Raw genomic sequence first — 21,230 nt, forward strand, 5'->3', positions numbered from 1 at the left:
TCATTTGAGTGTCATTCTGACAAGAGAAAAAAATCTCATTTAAACAAGTAACTCTTATTATTGAGATGACACACTTTTGATTTTTAGTTAATTAAATTTGATATCGAACTTCTTTATTTACTAATTTTCTGCAAAGATATGTTATTTTGAAAGAGAAAACTTGTAGATGATTGTTCCTCTTTGTTTTGATGGTGCATTTCCATCGGCATTCCATGTTGTTTTCAATGCTGCTTTTTTTGCTGCGTCGTATAAACAAAAAGCAGAATTGGTGGTTCCTTTGGCTCCGGGAGTAGCTTTGATTACTTTTCCATTTTGATTTACTTCTATAATTACTACCACCGTTCCTTCTTCTTGACAGTCTGGCTTTTCTATAGGTTTCGAGAGTGCTTTTCTTCCTGCTAAGTTATAATTTCCTCCTGAACCACTGCCCGAGTTTCCATAATATTTATCTGAACTAGGGTCTCCTTGTTCGTTTCCTTTTACTCCAGATTGGTTATCGTCTCCTTCACCTTTATTGGCTCCGTTATTTGAAGTACCGTTTAGCAAACTGTTTAAGGCATCTGTTGCTTCTTTCGAGGGTTTTGGCTTGGGTTTTTCTTTTGGTTTTGTTTCTTTCGGAGCTTCTTTAATTACTTTTTTTTCTTCTTTCTTTTTTTCAACTACAGGCACCTCTTCCGCAGTATCATTTGTAATCATTTCTTCTTTAACTGTCTCTTCAGAAACTTCTTCTTCTTGTTCTTCTACCACTTCTTCTTGTTGTGGAGTAGCTTGAGCTTTTGTTTTTTCAACAGGTTCACCACTTCCTACATCTGAATTCCCAAAATTAATCGCTAATCCGTACTCAATAGGCGGATCGAGATATTTCATTCCGTAGTTATATATTCCAATTAATAAGAGTATTAGAATAATAGCTGTGATTACAGCCGATTTACGTTTATGTTGGGTATCTAAAACTTTCATTTATTTACCTCCTTTTACTGCTAAAGTCATTTTTAACTTATTTCTATTCGCAATATCAATTACTTGCATTACCTTTTTATAGGGTACATTTTGATCTCCTCGAATTACAACAGTTTTCTTTTTATCGCTTCCTACTTTTGTTACCAATTCTCTTTCCAAATTAGCATTACTCACCTTGGTTTTATCTATATAGAAAGAAGCATCTTTAGTAATGGTTACTGCTACTGAAGTATTGTTCTCTGTTTTTCCACCAGCCTTAGGCAATAGTACATCAATAGCACTAACGGTTACCAATGTTGACGTTAGCATAAAAAATATCAATAGCAAGAAAACAATATCAGTCATAGATGACATATTGAAATTTGGATTGACTTTATTTCTTCCTCGTAAGTTCATTCGGATTTAGTTTGAAAGTTAAAAGTTGAAAGTTTTGAAAGTTACTTTACCACTTTAAAACTTTGTAACTTTTACACTTAGTTACACTGGCTCGTTTAGTAAATCTAAAAATTCTACCGATTTTGCTTCCATCTGGTAGATTACTTTATCTGTTCTAACCACTAAATGGTTGTATGCGATATAGGCTATAATCCCCACAATTAAACCTGCAACAGTAGTTGTCATTGCTGTATACAAACCGTCTGATAACATTTTAATATCAATTTGCCCTCCAGAGTTTGCTATTTCGTGTATTGCAACAATCATTCCAATTACGGTTCCTAAAAAACCAATCATAGGAGCTGCTCCTGCAATGGTTGCTAGTACTGATACGTTTTTTTCGAGTTGATATACTTCTAACTTCCCCGCATTTTCTATCGCCGTATTAATATCTTCTAAAGGTTTTCCTATTCTAGAAATTCCTTTACCTATTAATCTTGCTGTGGGTGTATTGGTATTGTCACAAAGTGATTTTGCGCTATCGATTCTTCCGCTAGTAACGTGATCTCTAATTTGATCCATAAAGTTTATATCTACTTTCGATGCTGCTTTTATGGCAAAAAATCGTTCAAAATAAATATATAAGGCTACCGCTAATAATACAAACAGTAGGGCTATTATGATTTGTCCTCCTACACCTCCATCCATTATCAAATTATAGATTGATAATGTTTTTTCTTGTGCAACTTCTTCTAATAACGCTTCTTGTTCTTGAAAATATGCTACCATTAAATTGTTTTTAAATCTATTTTAGTATTAACGAATGACTTCTTTTTTAATTGTTTAAAAAAATCCTGAATTTTTAAAATTCAGGATTTTGAATAGATTGTTTTTATTCGACTATCCTAATACTATTTTTACCATAATGTAACCTAAGCCTCCTAAAACAATAGTGTACGGTAATGCCATTTTTACCATTCTACCATACGACAGATCGATTAGAGGTGCTAAAGAAGAGGTGAGCAAGAACAGAAATGCTGCCTGTCCGTTAGGTGTAGCGACACTAGGTAAATTTGTCCCTGTATTAATCGCTATTGCCAGTTTTTCAAAATGTTCTCTTGAAATTACGCCATTTTTAAATGCTTCTTGCACCTCGCCAATATATACGGTAGCGACGAAAACATTATCACTAATTGCAGACAACACTCCGTTAGCAATATAGAATAATCCTGGTTGTGATGCTGGGTCTTGTTCTAATGCCCATGCAATAATAGGACTGAATAAGTGTTGGTCGTGTATCATGGCTACAATTACGAAAAACACTACTAATAACCCTGTAAATGGGAGTGCTTCTTCGAAAGCAGGTCCTAATTGGTGCTCTTCAATAATACCCATAAAAGCAGTTTGTATAATGATTAAGCCTAAGCCTATAAAACCTACTGGGGCAATATGGGTTGCCAATCCTGCTATTAACAAAACTGCTGCAATTCCTTGCACCATTAAACCGTATTTTTCTTTGTGTGTACGTTTGGCATCTTCTTCTTCGGTGTATTTCTCTATAATTCTTGCAGCTACATCTGGTAATTTCGCTCCGAAACCAAACCATCCTGTTGTTTCAAGAATTACGGTAGTAATCATTCCTGCTATAAGTACTGGAATCGTAATTGGGGCCATTTTCATGAAAAACTCAATAAAATCCCATCCCATGCGTTCCCCAATTAATAAATTTTGAGGTTCTCCTACCAATGTACATACTCCTCCTAGTGCAGTACCAACAACACCGTGCATTGTTAAACTACGAAGGAAACTTCGGAATTGTTCTAAGGTTTCACCACTTAAACTTTTTCTATCTAAAACACCATCATTATCATAATCTGATGTTGATTTAGAGTGAATTTTGTGATACACTCCATAAAAACCAACCGCAACACTAATTAAAACAGCTGTAACCGTCAAGGCATCTAAGAACGCTGATAGTATTGCAGACAAAAAAACGAATAGTAACGATAAAACTACTTTAGACTTTATCTTGGTAAATACTTTGCTGAAAATATACATTAACAGTGGTTTCATAAAGTAAATTCCCGCCACCATAAAAACTAAAAGCAAAATCACTTCTAAGTTTTGGTCTACTTCATGATACGCTTTTTCTGGTGAAGTTAACCCTAATGCTAATGCTTCAATTGCTAAAAGCCCTCCTGATTGAAGAGGGTAGCATTTTAAAGCCATTGCTAGGGTAAAAATAAACTCTCCAATGAAAAGCCATGCTGTTACTGTTTTTCCAATAAAAAAGAAAGAAAAAATGTTAAAGATTAAAAAGCTAATCATGGTCATTTTAAACCATTTAGGACTATTCCCTAAAAAATATTTAAACATAGTTGATGTATTTATAAATTTATAATAGTTCTTTCAAAGCTATTTCAAAAGCTGTTTCGCTTATTTTAGTTTTAGAAGCACTTCTTGCGAACGTTCTTTGCAATGCTTTTTTGATAGTATTTGAAGTATCTTCAAAAATAGCTTGATCGGTCATTTCTACTCTACGCTCCATAAAATAGGCAAAAACTCTTGCCATACCGCAGTTTGAAATAAAATCGGGTATTAAACTAACCTTTTTATCGGTATCTTCCATGATTGAACCAAAGAAAATCTCTTTATCTGCAAAAGGCACATTCGCACCACATGAAATCACTTCTAACCCTGAGCTTATCATTGTGTTAATTTGGTCTTGAGTAATTAATCGAGATGCTGCACAAGGTGCAAAAATCTCGCATGGTAAACTCCAAACACGCTCATTCATTTCCTCAAAAGGAACCATATTTTCTGAAACTAAGGTATTTCCATCTTTATGCAAGAAGAGCTCTTTTATTTCTTCAAAAGAAAAGCCCTCTTCTTTAATTACGCCTCCTACTCTATCAATAATTCCTACAACCTTTGCTCCCATTTGTGCCAAATAGTATGCTGCTGCAGACCCTACATTACCAAAACCCTGTACGACAGCACGTTTTCCTTCTACGGTTCCTCCATAAATATCGTAATAATGACGTACTGCTTCAGCAACTCCATACCCCGTAATCATATCAGCTACCGTATATTTCCTAGCCACACTCGGCGATAAGTCTTCATCTTCCAATACCTTTATTACTCCGTGACGCAATTGCCCTATACGATTGATTTTATCTGCTTCGGTAGGTTTAAAATGTCCATTAAAAACGCCTTCTTGAGGGTGCCAAACTCCACTATCTTCAGTAATAGGAATTACCTCATGAATCTCATCAACATTCAAATCTCCCCCAGTTCCGTAATAACTTTTTAACAAAGGTGCTACTGCTTTGTACCAACGCTCTAACACTCCTTTCTTACGCGGGTCGTGCGGATCGAAATTAATCCCCGATTTTGCTCCTCCAATCGCAGGACCTGATACGGTAAATTTCACTTCCATTGTTTTAGCAAGCGACATTACTTCATACTTATCCAAACCCTCACGCATACGTGTACCACCACCTGCAGCACCTCCTCTTAATGAATTGATAACCGTCCATCCCTCTGCCTCTGTTTCTGGGTCTTTCCAATTAAATACTATTTCTGGTTGTTTTTCTTCGTATTTTTTTAGTAATTCTTTCATTTGTAGTTTTATAATAGATGATTTTCAACTTTATCTGTTTCTTTTTCACATTTAAAAAGTCCTCTGCTGTTTTTCCCAAAAAGGGAAGCTAAAGTTGATTCATTATAACTGGTTTTTAAGCGTAGTTGTTGCCGAACAAATTTATCATAAAAAACTACATTACTCAAATAGTTTAAAATTATTTCTGTGGGTAAAAAAATTTTCCCGAGGAATGGTTTTCTTTCGCTCCTGTTACAGATTGTAAACAGTTTACTTCGCCTTTCCTTTTCAACAATCCTAAAAATGCAAAAACCAACGCCTCTTTATAGTCAATTAACTCTCTCGTAACCAACGGAATTGGCTTTTTTAAATAAAACGCAATTCTATCCATTAAGAAACTATTAAAAGCTCCGCCTCCTGTTACTAAAATCTTCGATTTTTTTGTTATTATCTTGGCTATTTGCATTGCCGAATGTTCTACAAAAGTTCTCAAAATAGTAGAAATATCGGTCTCTTTACGATCTATTAAAGGAAAAACATGCTCTTTTACCCATTCTAAACCTAAAGATTTGGGTGGCTCTGTAGCATAAAAGTTGAGTGAATTAAGACTTTCTAATAACGCATCATTTATCTTCCCTTTTGAGGCTATTTTTCCTCCTTCATCAAAATCAAGTCCTAACTTTCTTGTATAGTGATTTAAAACAATATTTACAGGGCAAATATCAAAAGCTATTCTTTTATTGTTCTTCTCGTATGAAATATTTGCAAAACCTCCCAAATTCAAACAATAATCATAATCAGCAAATAACAACTTGTCTCCAATAGGTACTAGTGGAGCCCCTTGCCCTCCTAATGCCACATCTTGTGTTCTAAAATCGCAAACAACCTCTTTTTTAGTGATATTGGCTATTTCTTGCCCGTTCCCCACTTGTAATGTTACTCCTAATTCAGGCTGATGTAATACTGTATGCCCATGTGAGGCTATAAAATCTAACCTTGAAACAGTATGCTTTGTTATAAAATTATGAATAACCTGCCCTAAGAACTTACCATATTCTATGTCTAATTCTTCTAAATCAGCAGCATTGTAGTTAATAGCTTCTTGAAGTTTTTCTTTCCAATAGCTATTATACGAAATCGTTTCTGCCTTTAAAATTTTGAAATCTTTGTATATATTTTGATGTATTTTAATGTACGCTATATCAATACCATCTAATGAAGTTCCAGACATTACCCCGATGCCATAAATATATGTTTCTTTCATAAAGTAAAAATAGGAAGTCTATTGAAAAATTGCTATTAAAAAAGTATCTTTGAGCACATTTTTTACGAATTTAATAATATATAAAATAAATAATGGATTTTAATCTTACAGAAGAGCATTTAATGATTCGTGATGCCGCACGTGATTTTGCTCAAACAGAGTTATTACCAGGAGTTATAGAAAGAGATGAAAAACAACAATTTCCCGACGAACTGGTTCGAAAAATGGGTGAATTAGGATTTATGGGAATCATGGTAGACCCTAAATATGGAGGAAGCGGAATGGATGCTGTTTCGTATGTATTGATTATGGAAGAGTTGTCTAAAATTGATGCTTCAGCTTCTGTTATGGTTTCTGTTAACAATTCATTAGTATGCTATGGTTTAGAAGCCTATGGTACCGAAGAACAAAAACAAAAATATTTAACGAAACTAGCTACTGGTGAGCATATCGGAGCTTTTTGTTTGAGTGAGCCCGAAGCAGGTCTCTGATGCTACTTCACAAGCAACTACTGCCATTGATAAGGGTGATTACTATTTACTAAACGGTACTAAAAACTGGATTACCAATGGTGGTCGTGCAAATACATATTTAGTAATTGCACAAACGGATAGAAGTAAAGGACATAGAGGAATCAATGCTTTTATCGTTGAAAAAGGTATGGAAGGTTTCGATATCGGGCCGAAAGAAGATAAATTGGGAATCCGTGGTTCTGATACGCACACGTTGCAATTTAACGACGTAAAAGTTCCTAAAGAAAACCGTATTGGTGAAGATGGATTCGGATTCAAGTTTGCCATGAAAACCTTGTCTGGCGGACGTATTGGTATTGCTGCACAAGCGTTAGGTATTGCATCTGGTGCTTATGAACTCGCGCTTAAATACTCTAAAGAACGTAAAGCTTTTGGAACGGAGATTTGCAATCATCAAGCAATTGCCTTTAAGTTAGCAGACATGTATACAGAAATTGCCGCTGCTCGTCACTTGGTAATGGAAGCCGCTTGTAAAAAAGATGCGGGTGAAAATTACGATCGCGAAAGTGCCATGGCAAAATTATATGCTTCTAAAGTAGCGATGGAACATACAGTTGAAGCTGTTCAAATTCATGGAGGAAATGGTTTTGTAAAAGAATACCATGTTGAACGTTTAATGCGCGATGCTAAAATTACACAGATTTACGAAGGGACTTCAGAAATTCAAAAAATTGTAATTTCAAGAAGTTTAATCAAAGGTTAACCGTTGATATAAAAACAATCAATAAGCTCATCAAAAAAGATGGGCTTATTTTTTGAAATCTACCTTGTATAAATGTAATCCAGAAGCAGGAGCTATGGTCTTCATAAAGTCAATATCATTAGTATCTTTTCTTAAACTTTTTTTAATAAACTCTAAGTCGTAATTCCCTTTACCCAACTCTACCAAAGCGCCCATAATTAAGCGAATTTGATTACGTAAAAAACCACTTCCTCTAATAATCAACACGTAGCTTTTCTCTGGAAAAAAAGAAGCCGACAAATCTGTATTTTCTCGTATTTGGCAAGTTTCAATACTACGTTCTACTTTAGTTTCTGCTGATGGTTTGGTACAATAATGTTTAAAATTGTGAAATCCTTCAAAAAGTAGCGCACCTTCTTTCATTAACGTTATATCTAATTCATCTAGATATCCCGTTAAGAATGGGGCACAGTATGGATGATTTTTTTCTCCAAATGAAAAATAATAACGATACTCTTTTACTTTGGGATGCTGAATAATATTAAATGTTGTATCATTCAATTGCTCTATAGATACTACACGAATATCGGAAGGCGAATTCCGATTGAAATCTTGTATAAAGAGTGACTCCTCTAATTTTTCATCAATAAATAACTGGAAATAATAATCTGTTGAGGATACTTTAGCATCAGTTCTACCAACACCCACCGTTTTACATCGAATTCCTTTACAAACAAACTTCAATGTTTTATCTACAAAAAAGTGGACTGTTTTTAAATTGGGTTGCTTTTGCCAACCGTGCAAGCGAAAGCCTAGGTATTGAAATTTTACTACATATGAAAAATTGTAATTCATCTACTTATAGCAATTGATAGGTCTGCTTGGCAATTTCAAGCTCTTCGTTGGTAGGGATAACCAACACCTTTACTTTAGAAGACTCCTTATGAATTTCGGTTATTTGTTTCGCTCTTACGTTATTTTTTACTTCGTCTAGTTCGATTCCAAAAGTTTCCATATTGGTACAAACGAGTTTGCGAACTAGCTCAGAATTTTCACCAATGCCTGCGGTAAAAACAATGGCATCTAATCCGTTCATGGCGGCTACATACGATCCGATGTATTTTTGAATTCTGTAAGCATTCATTTCTAATGCTAGTTGACAATTCGTATCTCCGTTCTCAGCAGCAGCCTCAATATCGCGCAAATCACTGAAACCTGTTAAACCAAGCATTCCACTTTCTTTCTGTAACATGGTATTTACATCGTTTATAGAATACCCTAACGTATTGACTAGATAAAAAATTAGGGTATGATCGATGTCGCCCGATCGCGACCCCATAATTAACCCTGTAACAGGCCCGAACCCTAAACTGTGATCTATACTTTGTCCATCTTTTATAGCTGTAATACTACAACCGTTGCCAAGGTGAATAGTAATAATCTTCGTCCTTTCTTTTTGTAAATACGCAATGGCTTTTTCAGAAACGTATTTATGACTAGTACCGTGAAAACCGTATAAACGGATTTTCTCTTGTTCTAAAAACTTATTGGGTATGGCATATTTATAGGCTTTGATAGGAATACTTTGATGAAAGGCTGTATCAAAAACTGCCACTTGTTTTGCTTTGTTAAAAATAGACTCCGCTACTTGTATTCCTTCTAAATTTGCTGGATTATGTTGCGGTGCTAATGAAAATAACTCTTTTATTTTGTCTTTAACATCTTGAGTTACTTCAGTGGTATTGGTAAACGTACTTCCGCCGTGCACTACTCTATGCCCCACTGCTTTAATTTCATCAGTAGAATGTAACACGCCAGTCTTTTTATCTAATAGTAAATCAACTACTTTTTCTAAACCTGCTTTATGATCTTTAATTTCAGTTGCTTCTTCTACGTTATTCGTTTCAGATGTATAATGAACTGCACCCATTTCTAAACCAATACGCTCAATTAATCCAGAACAAATTACGTGTTGTTCAGGCATTTCAAATAATTGATACTTTATTGAGGAACTTCCTGAGTTTAATACTAATATCTTCATACTTTTCTTATTAATCCTGCGCTTGAATAGCTGTTAAAACTACGGTATTAAAAATATCATCAACCGTACAACCTCTACTTAAATCATTTACTGGTTTGTTTAATCCTTGTAACATAGGCCCAATCGCCAACGCTCCTGTTTCTCTTTGAACAGCTTTATAGGTATTGTTACCCGTATTCAAATCTGGAAAAATTAACACATTCGCTTGTCCTGCTACTTGTGAATCTGGTATTTTTTTCTTCCCTACCGAAGGATCTACTGCCGCATCGTATTGTATAGGACCTTCTACTTTTAAATCAGGACGTTTCGACTTTACAATTTCTGTGGCTTTTCTAACCGTATCAACGTCTTCTCCTTTTCCTGAATTTCCTGAAGAATACGATAACATTGCAACCTTAGGGTCGATTCCGAATGCCATACTAGAGTCTGCCGATGAAATCGCAATTTCAGCGAGCTCTTCTGCTGTTGGGTTCGGGTTAATGGCACAATCGCCAAATACCGATACTCTATCTTCTAAACACATAAAAAATATAGACGAAACCACCGAAAAACCAGGTTTTGTTTTCACGAACTGTAAGGCGGGTTTAATCGTATGTTGTGTGGTATGAGCAGCCCCTGAAACCATTCCGTCTGCTATTCCTTTATGAACCATCATCGTTCCGAAATACGAAACATCTGCCATTAAATCCTCTGCCATGGCTGGGCTCAATCCTTTATGCTTTCTCAACTCGTACAAGGTGTTGGAAAAATCTTGAAAATATTCCGATTCAATTGGGTTAATAATATTGACTCTATCAAAATCAAAAGGAATATTTAAGCGTTTAACGGCTGCCTCAATATGAACACTCTTTCCTAAGATGGTTAAATCAACCACATCTTGTTTTTGTAATTGAGAGGCTGCTGTTAGAATTCTATCGTCATTTCCTTCTGGCAGCACAATATGTTTACGCTGTTTTTTTGCACGTTGCAGTAAGTTATATTGAAACATTCTTGGCGTAATTCCTCTGGATCCTTTATAGGTAACTAATTTTTCTTTCAAGGCTTCAATATCAATGTATTTTTCAAAAATATTGATAGACATTTTTATTTTGTCTTTGTTTTCAGCGTAAATATGAGATCGAATACTTCCTACTTTTGAAGCTATTTTAAAGGTAGCTTCATCAACTTTTAAAATAGGAATCACTTTTTCAAGACCTTCAATCAATTGCACTACAGTAGGGTTTAAATCAATTCCTCCTGTAAGAATGATGCCTGCTATCGATGGGTAATTATTTGAAATGTTTGCCTGAAGCGTTCCTAGTAAGATATCTGACCTATCAGAAGGCGTAATAACGACACATTCATCACTCAAATAACTTAAAAAATTAGCGAGTTGCATTGCCCCAACTTTGATATCACCTGTTGTATTATTTAAAGAAGCTGTTCCGAAAAGTACTTCCGCATTAATAGCGTTTGATATTTCTTTAATGGTTGGATTGTTTAATTTTTTATAGACAGGAATGGCATTGATAAAAACCGATGCTGGTAAATTGGCACCAACTTCTTTCAAAACTGTAGGAATATTTTTCTCTTGCACTTTATTCGCTATAACTGCAATAACCTCTACATCTTTATTGTCAAAAGAATCGTATGTTAAACGAAGTCCTTCAACAAACTCATCCAATGTTTTACCTACTCCACCAGAAACGATGATAACAGGTATTCCAAGATTTTTAGCTATTAAAACGTTCAAATCCATTTCTATGATAGCACCATGATCAGAAAAATCCGTACCCTCTACGATAACAAAATCGTGTTCTTCCTCTAACTTCTTATACTTTTCAATAATGGTATTAATTATTTCATCTTCCTTTTCATCACTCAATGCTTTAATTAATTCAGAACGTGTAAAAGCATAAGCATCATCATAATTACTTTTTAAATTGAAATAGTTAAGAACGGTATTAATATGATTATCTCTTTTACCATTAATTGGATTGTCTATGATGGGTCTGAAATAAGCAACCTTGGGCTTGTTATGAAGTAATATATGCATTAAGCCAAGACTTAACATTGATTTTCCTGAATTGGCTTCACTAGCTGCGATATAAATAGCTTTGTTCATTATTTATTTTTTTGCAAAATTAATTCTTTTACGTGAGCAAAAAGAATAAAAAAAACGCTATTAAAAGCTGATTTAAATCATTTCTTTCAAAAACAGGATGCGTTTCTAAAAAATATCGCTTCCTTTTTTTCTAAACTTTAGTTAGATTCTGTGTTGCCTCAACAAATAATAGTTTGCTTCTATTATTTTTCAACAAAGTGCATTTTTATCAAATCACTATTTTTTTCACGTTTATTTACATACTTCTCATTTTAACACTGTTTAGGTAATACCCTTTTGTGGTATTAAAATTTTGATGCCCCTTTTTTTGACAATCGACTCATTTACGAAAACGTTTTAATACGATAACAAACTATGAATCATTTGTTTATGTCTATAAAAAATTGAAACTTAGCTTAGATTTTTTCTTGAAAAAACAACGTTTAACGTAAAAATCACCTCAAATTACCATTGATAATAAAAGAGTAATCATGAAAAAAATAGAAGCGATTATCAGAAAATCAAAATTTCATCAAGTCAAAGAGGCATTACATGACATCGGTGTAAATTTCTTCTCGTACTGGGACGTAACTGGGCTTGGAAACGAGAAAGAAGGACATGTGTATAGAGGAGTGGCTTACAGCACCAGCGATATTCAACGCAGATACCTTTCAATAGTTGTTAACGATAGTTTTGAAGAAGTAACAATCAATGCAATTCTTTCGGCTGCAGCAACTGGTGAAGTTGGAGATGGTAAAATATTCGTTTCAGACATTAACGAATGTTACCGTATAAGAACAGGAGAAAAAGGAGGAGAATCGCTAAACTAACAAAATTAAAATTATGGAAACATTAACTATAAATAACGTATGGATGATGATCTGTACAGCCCTTGTGTTTTTTATGCACTTAGGATTTGCCTTTTTAGAAATTGGCTTAACCAGGCAAAAAAACACGATGAATATTTTATTTAAAAACATTTTTATCATTACCGTTGGATTACTACTTTACTGCTTAGTCGGATTCAACTTAATGTACCCTGGGTTTGCAGAAAACTCACTTGGTATATTCGGTTTCGGCGGCTTTGGATTATCATCGCCTGTAGTAGAAGGCTCTCTAGATTTAACCTATAACAAAGGCTACACATACTGGACTGACTTCCTTTTTCAAGGAATGTTCGCAGCCACCGCAGCTACCATCGTCTCAGGTGCCGTAGCTGAACGAATGAAGCTAGGACCTTTTATTATTTTCACCATTATTTATGTTGGCTTCGTATATCCTATTGCAGGTTCTTGGAAATGGGGTGGTGGTTTTTTACATACGCTAGAAACTCCTTTTTATGATTTTGCCGGCTCAACATTAGTTCACTCGGTTGGTGGATGGGCTGCCATCGTTGCTGTATGGTTGTTAGGTGCAAGAATCGGTAAATTTAAAAACGGAAAAACCCAAGCTATTCCTGGGCATAACATTCCAATAGCAACTGCTGGGGTACTCATTTTGTGGCTTGGTTGGTTTGGTTTTAATGGCGGTTCTGTTTTATCAGCTGACCCATCATCTACTTCTCTTACCCTAGTAACAACCTGTTTAGCAGCTGCCGCAGGAGGGGTATTGGCTTTTATAACTTCATCCATTTTATATAAAAACTACGACCTTACTATGTTTTTAAACGGAATACTTGGAGGATTGGTTGGGATAACCGCAGGAGCCGATCAAATGAGTCCTACAGATGCAATTATCATTGGAAGTATCGCCGGGATTTTAGTCGTTTTTGCCATTGCAATGGTTGACAAATTAAAACTCGACGACCCTGTTGGAGCTATTGCGGTACACTTAATATGTGGTATTTGGGGAACGCTTGCCGTTGGCTTATTAGGTAATTTGGCTGGAATACATCAATTTGCTTCCCAATGTATTGGAATATTAACTTACGCATTAACATGCATACTATCATCTTTCCTGATCATTTTTACTCTAAAGAAAACTATAGGTATCAGAGTTTCTGAAAAAGAAGAAATTGAGGGATTAGATAACGCTGAACACGGAATTAATGCGTATCCTGAATTTAGACTTAACGAACAATAAAACTTAAACCCAAGCATATGAAAAATCAAGGATTATATCTAAGTGAATTTGAAAGAGATAACTGTGGCGCTGGATTTATTTGTAATTTAAACGGAGAAAAATCCAATACAATTATTCATAATGCGCTCGAAATTCTAGTAAAATTAGAACATAGAGGAGCTGTTAGTTCCGATGGACGAACTGGTGATGGTGCTGGTATTTTGATTGATATTCCGCACGAATTCTTTAAACGAGTTTGCTCGTTTACAATTCCAGCTCCTAAAGAATATGCCGTAGGAATGGTTTTCCTTCCCAAAAGCTCGAATCAATCGAATTACTGTATTTCGGTTCTTGAAGAAGAAATACGTAAACAAGGATTGAGAGTTATAGGCTGGAGAAATGTTCCTGTTGATACCTCTTTTATAGGAAAAATAGCTGCTAAAACAGAACCCAAAACCAAACAAATTTTTGTTGATAAGAACGATTTAGAACTTACCGATTTACAATTTAATGCCAAACTATTTGCAGCTAGAAAAATAGCCGAGCATATTATTGCCCAATCAAAACTTTCTCAAGCAGACTACTTCTACTTACCTAGTTTTTCAACAACAACCTTAATTTATAAAGGTCTTTTAATTCCTGAAGATATTGGCAGGTATTATAAAGATTTAAAAGAAAAAGATGTGGTTACAAGGTTAGCATTGGTGCATCAACGTTTCTCTACCAACACCTTTCCTGCGTGGAGCTTGGCACAACCCTTTCGCTACATGTGCCACAATGGAGAAATCAATACATTAAGAGGAAACGTAAGTAGAATGAGAGCCCGAGAAGAATTGATGAAGAGTGATTTATTTGGCGAAGACATTCAAAAACTATTTCCTATTGTAAGAGACGGAAAATCTGATTCCGCTTCCATGGATTTAGTAGTAGAGCTTTTATTAATGACAGGGAGATCACTTCCAGAAGTAATGATGATGATGGTTCCTGAGGCTTGGGAGAAACACCAAACCATGTCTGATGATAAAAAAGCGTTCTATGAATACAACTCGTGTATTATGGAGCCTTGGGACGGACCTGCTTCTATTCCTTTTACTGATGGTAATTACATTGGTGCGTTGTTAGACAGAAACGGATTAAGACCTTCTCGATATACCGTAACCAAAGATGGTTTTGTAATTATGTCTTCTGAAATTGGAGTCGTTGAAGTCGCCCCAGAAAACGTAGAAAGACACGGAAGATTAGAGCCAGGTAGAATGTTTTTGGTGGATATGAATGCAGGAAGAATTATTGAAGATGAAGAACTTAAATCTGAAATTGTTTCTAAAAAACCCTATAAAGATTGGATTTCCGAACACACCCTTCCGCTGGCAGATGTGCCCTATACCAATAATATGTGTCCGATCGAGCCTACCAAGTATAAAACTAGGCTACGTGTTTTTGGATATACACTAGAAGAAATTAACTCGGTAATTATTCCTATGGCAACAAACGCAAAAGAAGCCATTGGTTCGATGGGTACCGATACTCCCTTAGCCGTTTTATCTAACAAACCACAGCTCTTGTACAATTACTTTAAGCAATTATTTGCCCAAGTAACCAACCCTCCATTAGACGGAATTAGAGAAGAATTAATTACAGATATTAGTCTTGCTATTGGGGGTGACCGAAATATTTTTGATATCATTCCAGAGCAAGCCAAAAAATTAAGAATACAAAACCCTGTTATTTCAAATGACGATTTAGACAAAATCAAAAACATAGAGCATCCCGATTTTAAAGCAGTTTCCATACCCATACTATACCCAATTAGCAATGGTGTTAACGGATTAGAAAAAGCCTTAGACGATTTACTAGTTACCGTAGAAAAAGCAGTATTTGAAGGAACCAATATTATTATTCTTTCCGATAGAAATGTTGACAAGGAGCATGCTCCGATTCCTGCGCTACTAGCCTGTTCATACGTGCACCATGCCTTGAACGACAAACAAAAACGTTCAAAATTCGGAATTGTTGTTGAAACTGCCGAAGCCAGAGAACCACATCATTTTGCCACACTATTTGGTTACGGAGCAAGTGCTATTAACCCCTACCTCGTTAATGAAATTATTAGAGAACAAGTAAAAACCAACGTAATTAAAGATTTAGACGAAGAAACAGCGGTACAAAACTTTAATAAAGCCATTGGCAAAGGGTTGCTAAAAATTATGAATAAAATCGGAATCTCTACCCTACATTCTTATAGAGCTTCCCAAATATTTGAAGCCTTAGGCTTGAAAAAAACATTTGTTAACAAATATTTCCCCTATACACCATCAAGAATTGAAGGAATTGGACTGGTGGTTCTTGAAAAAGATATTCAAACCAGATTTGATAAAGCATTCGAACTCGAAAACTATACATCTGTTCTCGATTTAGAAATCGGAGGAGACTACCGATGGAGAAGAAATGGAGAAAAACACATGTTTAATCCAACTACCGTAGCAAAACTACAACAAGCCGTTCGTAGTAAAAGTTCAGAAAGTTATCAAACCTATGCCGACAAAATCAATAAGCAAAGTGAAGACTTAATGACTTTAAGAGGTTTGTTTGAGTTTAACAACCTCGATCCTATTTCAATAGATGAAGTAGAACCTTGGACAGAAATCGTAAAACGATTTAAAACAGGGGCAATGTCTTACGGCTCTATCAGTGAAGAAGCACACGAAAATCTTGCTATTGCCATGAACAGAATTGGAGGAAAAAGTAATTCTGGAGAAGGTGGTGAAAACAAAATAAGATTTACAAAAGAAGCCAATGGCGACTGGAAAAACAGTGCTATTAAACAAGTAGCTTCTGGACGATTTGGCGTTTCGAGCAACTATTTAACCAACGCCAAAGAAATTCAAATAAAAATGGCACAAGGAGCAAAACCTGGTGAAGGAGGACAACTTCCAGGTGAAAAAGTACTTCCTTGGATTGCTGAAGTAAGAAACTCAACACCTTATGTCGGACTCATTTCTCCGCCACCACATCACGATATTTATTCTATTGAAGATTTAGCACAGCTAATTTTCGACCTTAAAAATGCGAATAGAGAAGCACGTATCAATGTAAAACTAGTATCAAAAGTTGGAGTAGGTACCATAGCCGCAGGAGTTGCCAAAGCCAAAGCCGATGTTATTTTAATTTCAGGGTATGATGGCGGTACAGGAGCTTCTCCCCTAACCTCTTTAAAGCATACGGGTTTACCTTGGGAATTAGGTTTAGCTGAAGCACAACAAACATTGGTTTTAAACGGATTGAGAAACCGAGTAGCATTAGAGGTTGATGGACAATTAAAAACAGGTAGAGATGTAGCTGTAGCAGCCCTATTGGGTGCCGAAGAGTTTGGTTTTGCCACCGCTCCGTTAGTCGCATCTGGATGTATTATGATGAGAGCCTGTCACTTAAACACCTGTCCTGTAGGAATTGCAACGCAAAATCCTGAGTTACGTAAAAACTTTAAAGGAACTCCTGAGCATGTTATCAATTTTATGTACTTCGTTGCCGAAGAACTACGACAAATCATGGCGCAGTTAGGATTCAGAACACTCAATGAAATGATTGGTCAAAGTCATAAGCTAAATACCAAAAAAGCCGTTCATCATTACAAAGCCAAAGGAGTCGACCTTTCTGCAATCTTATATAAGCCGCAGCAAGAACAAAAAACAATTCAATATAACACAGAAAAACAAAATCACAATCTAGACAATGTACTAGACTTTAAAATTTTAAACGATGCAAAATCAGCAATTATCAACTCAAAAGAAACAAATCTCGAATACCCAATTCAGAACACAGATAGGGCTGTTGGTGCTATTTTAAGTAACGAGATTTCAAAAAAATATGGTGAAGATGGACTTCCAGAAAACACCCTAAACATTACCTTTAAAGGATCTGCAGGACAAAGTTTTGGCGCTTTTTCAACAAAAGGACTTACCCTTACCATAGAAGGAGAAACCAATGATTATCTAGGTAAAGGACTTTCAGGAGCTACCCTTATCGTTAAAAAACCTGCATCAGCAACTTTCGATGCCTCTAAAAATATCATTACCGGAAACGTTAGTTTTTACGGAGGAATCAAAGGAAAAGCTTTTATTAACGGAATAGCTGGTGAACGTTTTGCTGTAAGAAACTCCGGAGTCACCGCAGTTGTTGAAGGTGTTGGAGACCATGGATGTGAATATATGACAGGAGGTAAAATAATTATTTTAGGAAAAACAGGAAGAAATTTTGCTGCGGGTATGAGTGGTGGAATTGCTTATGTATTTGATGAAGATAAAGAATTTGCAAACAATTTGTGTAATAAAGAAATGGTTGATCTTGACCCTTTAAATGATGAAGACTTCTTTGACCTTAAAACACACATAGAGGTGCACTACAATTACACCAATAGCGAGCTAGCAAAAAAACAACTTGACAATTGGGAAGCAGTTAAAAAGAAATTTGTAAAAGTATTTCCAAAAGATTACAAAAAAGCGTTGAAAAGGCTAGCAGAAGAAAAAATAGTATTAAAAAAAATCACAGCATAAGTTATGGGTAAAATAGGAGGATTTATAGATATAGAGAGACAAGACGAATCAAATATCGCAGCAAAAGAAAGAATAAAAGACTACAAGGAATTTACCATTACCTTAGAAGAAGCTGAAATAAAAAAACAAGGAGCTAGATGTATGGATTGTGGAATTCCGTTTTGCCACAGCGGTTGCCCTTTAGGAAATTTGATACCCGATTTTAACGATATGGTATACAAAGGAGAATGGCAAAAAGCTTCAGAAATTTTACATTCTACAAACAATTTTCCTGAATTTACAGGAAGACTATGCCCCGCTCCATGTGAAAAATCATGTGTCTTAGGTATTATTAGCAACCCAGTTTCAATCGAAAATATAGAAAAAAATATTGTTGAACGAGCTTTTGCTAATGGATGGATTCAACCAAACCCACCAAAAACAAGAACAGGAAAAACAGTTGCCATTATAGGCTCTGGACCCGCAGGATTGGCAGCAGCACAACAGCTAAACAGAGCAGGTCATAACGTAACAGTATTCGAACGAGATGATGAACTTGGTGGTTTATTACGATACGGAATTCCAAACTTTAAACTAGAAAAACAGCTTATTGACAGACGTGTAAAAATCTTGGAAAAAGAAGGCATTATTTTTAAAACAAATGTAAATGTTGGCGTAAACTACGATATTAAAAACCTCGATTACTTCGATGCTATATTGCTCTGCGGCGGAGCTACCCAAAGAAGAAGTATTCCTGTGAAAGGAATCGATGCAAAAGGGGTTCATCAAGCAATGGATTTCTTAACACAACAAACAAAAGCACTTTTCAATAAAGAAATAGAAGGAGAAGCTATTTCTGCCAAAGATAAAAATGTAATCGTTATTGGTGGTGGAGATACAGGTTCCGATTGTGTTGGAACTTCTAACAGACAAGGAGCTAAATCAGTTACCAATTTTGAAATTATGCCAAAACCTCCTTTACACAGAAGTCCTGAAACTCCCTGGCCTTATTGGCCCTTGCAACTCAAAACAAGTACCTCTCACGAGGAAGGATGCGACAGAAATTGGTTAATCAATACCAAAGAATTTATTACCGATAGTGAAGGGAACTTAACAGCCCTGAAAACTGTTGAAGTAGCATGGGAAATCGTACCAGGTAAGCGACCAAAACTTCTCGAAAAACCAAATACCGAAAAAATATGGCCTTGCGATTTAGCACTTTTAGCACTAGGTTTTACAGGTCCTGAAACTACTTTAAGCGATCAATTAGGAATAACACTAGACGACAGAAGCAACTATAAAGCAACTCATTTTCAAACAAACGTGCCCCACATATTCACAGCAGGAGATATGAGAAGAGGACAATCTCTAATCGTTTGGGCAATTTCTGAAGGTAGAGAAGCTGCTGTAAGTATTGACAAATACTTAACAAGTACTAGCTTTTTAGCCACTAAAGGCGACGGCGATTTACCCAGTATATAAACAATTACTTACATCGTTTTCGTAAAATCAAGATTAAAATAGGCTTTCTTGAGTCATAGTTTGTTATTTTTAAGTACTAAAAAGAAATCACAATGTCTAAACTACCCAAAATTAGAAGATTTAAAGAAAATGTTGAAGCAAAATACAAAATATACAACAGTATATTTATGACATTGCCATTTAGTAGCATTACCAAAACAGGAGTATTGTTGCCCTTATTTCATGAAACCTGTAAAAAAGGATACGAAAAAGGAGATGACCCCACCGTTATCGTTAATACATTTTTTAAAAAATATCAAGCAAGAAGAGATGAAAAAAGTCAAATAAACCTATTATTTCGATTCATTCAGTACATCGAAAGACAAGTAGTATTATTCGATGCCATAGAAGATGCAGCTTTTCCAGTAGTTAATAACATGGATGGTATAGGTACCTTGCGGAATTTAAAAGAGTTCGCCTCTTCTAATAATAAGATGAGCCAGCTAAGAGCATTTTTACAAGACTTTAAAGTAAGAATTGTACTAACCGCACATCCAACCCAGTTTTATCCTGGTTCGGTTTTAGGGATTATTACAGACTTATCTGAAGCAATCAAAGAAAATGATTTACAGCAAATTACTCGGCTTTTGGCTCAATTAGGAAAAACACCCTTCTTTAGGCAAAATAAACCTACCCCATACGATGAAGCTATTAGCCTAATTTGGTATTTAGAAAATGTATTTTATCATTCCTTCGGAAATATTTACGACTATATCAAAGAAAATATATTTGAAGATGCCGAACAGTTAACCAACAATATCGTTAATATAGGATTCTGGCCTGGTGGTGATAGAGATGGAAATCCATTCGTAACCCCTGAAACCACCCTAAAAGTCGCTGAAAAGCTCAAAGAAGCTATTATTAAAAATTACTATCGAGATGTACGAATCTTAAAAAGAAAGTTAACTTTTTCAGGAGTTGAAGATAAAATTACTACGCTCGAAAATAAATTATACGAAACAATATTAAGGAATGACAACACCTCTATTTCGTTGCATTCTTTTGAAAAAGAACTTACCGATATTAAAAACATTTTAATAAATCAGCACCAATCATTATACCTCAAAGAAGTAAAAAGCCTTTTAAATAAAGTTACTCTCTTTGGGTTTCACTTTGCCAACTTAGATATAAGACAAGATAGTAGGCAACACCATAATGTATTTACAACATTGGTAGATACTTTAAACAAAAATAACACATCTATATTCCCAAATAATTATCACGATTTAGAAGAAAAGGAGCAGATAAAATTGCTTTCTGAAATAGAAGGAACTGTTGATCTCTCAATAATTAAAGATGAATTTGCGCTGAAAACCTTAAAAACGATGAAGGTTATCAAAACAATTCAAGAAAACAATGGTGAAGCAGCTGCAAACAGGTATATCATTAGTAACAATCAAACCTCACTGAATGTTATGCAATTATATGCCATGCTAAAATTAGTTGCATTCCACGATGAACTAACTGTTGATATTGTTCCGCTGTTTGAAACTATCACAGATTTAAAAAATGCTTCAAAGGTGATGGAAGAACTCTACAGCAATCCATCCTACATGGAACATCTCCAAAAAAGAGGAAGT

General features: G+C 35.3%; 14 protein-coding genes and 1 pseudogene (1 of these 15 cut by a window edge). 6 read left to right on the forward strand and 9 right to left on the reverse strand.

Annotated features, from left to right (window positions below; translation table 11 throughout):
- Positions 1–141 precede the first annotated feature (141 nt).
- From P8625_RS07595 to P8625_RS07620, 6 genes are all read right to left on the reverse strand, one after another.
- The gene (locus P8625_RS07595) at positions 142–960 is read right to left on the reverse strand and encodes an energy transducer TonB (protein WP_279652850.1); all 819 of its coding nucleotides are present in this window, start codon (positions 958–960) and stop codon (positions 142–144) included.
- Positions 961–1,356 carry an ExbD/TolR family protein gene (locus P8625_RS07600; RefSeq protein ID WP_279652851.1) on the reverse strand — a complete coding sequence of 132 codons (396 nt, stop codon included), beginning with the start codon at positions 1,354–1,356 and terminating at the stop codon, positions 961–963.
- Between the two features lie 81 nt (positions 1,357–1,437).
- The gene (locus P8625_RS07605) at positions 1,438–2,124 is read right to left on the reverse strand and encodes a MotA/TolQ/ExbB proton channel family protein (protein WP_279652852.1); all 687 of its coding nucleotides are present in this window, start codon (positions 2,122–2,124) and stop codon (positions 1,438–1,440) included.
- 111 nt (positions 2,125–2,235) lie between these two features.
- A complete protein-coding gene (gene nhaB / locus P8625_RS07610) occupies positions 2,236–3,711 on the reverse strand; it encodes a sodium/proton antiporter NhaB (RefSeq protein WP_279652853.1) in 1,476 nt (491 codons plus the stop codon).
- Between the two features lie 19 nt (positions 3,712–3,730).
- Entirely contained in the window at positions 3,731–4,957 is a 1,227-nt protein-coding gene (locus P8625_RS07615) for a Glu/Leu/Phe/Val dehydrogenase dimerization domain-containing protein (RefSeq protein ID WP_279652854.1), read from the reverse strand.
- A gap of 178 nt (positions 4,958–5,135) precedes the next feature.
- Positions 5,136–6,200: an anhydro-N-acetylmuramic acid kinase gene (locus P8625_RS07620; protein WP_279652855.1), complete on the reverse strand. Its 1,065-nt coding sequence runs from the start codon at positions 6,198–6,200 to the stop codon at positions 5,136–5,138.
- Positions 6,201–6,292: 92 nt separating this feature from the next.
- On the opposite strand from P8625_RS07620, the pseudogene P8625_RS07625 reads away from it, so the two are divergent.
- A pseudogene (locus P8625_RS07625) lies at positions 6,293–7,436 on the forward strand (acyl-CoA dehydrogenase).
- Between the two features lie 45 nt (positions 7,437–7,481).
- Here the strand turns inward: P8625_RS07625 and P8625_RS07630 are convergent.
- From P8625_RS07630 to pta, 3 genes are read right to left on the reverse strand one after another with little or no spacing between them, the layout of a single operon-like run.
- Positions 7,482–8,270, reverse strand: a complete 789-nt coding sequence (locus tag P8625_RS07630; protein WP_279652856.1) for a tRNA pseudouridine synthase A — start codon at positions 8,268–8,270, stop codon at positions 7,482–7,484.
- A 4-nt stretch (positions 8,271–8,274) separates the two neighbouring features.
- Positions 8,275–9,456 (reverse strand): acetate/propionate family kinase, encoded by a 1,182-nt coding sequence (locus P8625_RS07635; protein WP_279652857.1) that lies wholly within the window; start codon positions 9,454–9,456, stop codon positions 8,275–8,277.
- A gap of 10 nt (positions 9,457–9,466) precedes the next feature.
- Positions 9,467–11,560, reverse strand: coding sequence for a phosphate acetyltransferase (gene pta, locus P8625_RS07640; RefSeq protein WP_279652858.1), 2,094 nt, complete (start codon positions 11,558–11,560; stop codon positions 9,467–9,469).
- Between the two features lie 470 nt (positions 11,561–12,030).
- Here pta and P8625_RS07645 point away from each other — a divergent pair, with 470 nt between their 5' ends.
- The 5 genes from P8625_RS07645 to P8625_RS07665 all read left to right on the forward strand — a co-directional run.
- Positions 12,031–12,369, forward strand: a complete 339-nt coding sequence (locus P8625_RS07645) for a P-II family nitrogen regulator (protein ID WP_279652859.1) — start codon at positions 12,031–12,033, stop codon at positions 12,367–12,369.
- A gap of 13 nt (positions 12,370–12,382) precedes the next feature.
- On the forward strand, positions 12,383–13,621 hold the full coding sequence (locus tag P8625_RS07650; protein ID WP_279652860.1) for an ammonium transporter: 1,239 nt from the start codon (positions 12,383–12,385) through the stop codon (positions 13,619–13,621).
- Positions 13,622–13,638: 17 nt separating this feature from the next.
- Positions 13,639–18,150, forward strand: a complete 4,512-nt coding sequence (gene gltB / locus P8625_RS07655; protein ID WP_279652861.1) for a glutamate synthase large subunit — start codon at positions 13,639–13,641, stop codon at positions 18,148–18,150.
- A 3-nt stretch (positions 18,151–18,153) separates the two neighbouring features.
- The gene (locus tag P8625_RS07660; RefSeq protein ID WP_279652862.1) at positions 18,154–19,611 is read left to right on the forward strand and encodes a glutamate synthase subunit beta; all 1,458 of its coding nucleotides are present in this window, start codon (positions 18,154–18,156) and stop codon (positions 19,609–19,611) included.
- A gap of 92 nt (positions 19,612–19,703) precedes the next feature.
- Positions 19,704–21,230: the 5' portion of a phosphoenolpyruvate carboxylase gene (locus P8625_RS07665; RefSeq protein WP_279652863.1), read on the forward strand. Its footprint extends 1,059 nt past the window's final position; the window shows 1,527 of its 2,586 coding nt (coding positions 1–1,527); its start codon is at positions 19,704–19,706; its stop codon lies beyond the right edge, outside the window.

This window comes from Tenacibaculum tangerinum (assembly GCF_029853675.1).
Taxonomy (GTDB): Bacteria; Bacteroidota; Bacteroidia; order Flavobacteriales; family Flavobacteriaceae; genus Polaribacter; species Polaribacter tangerinum_A.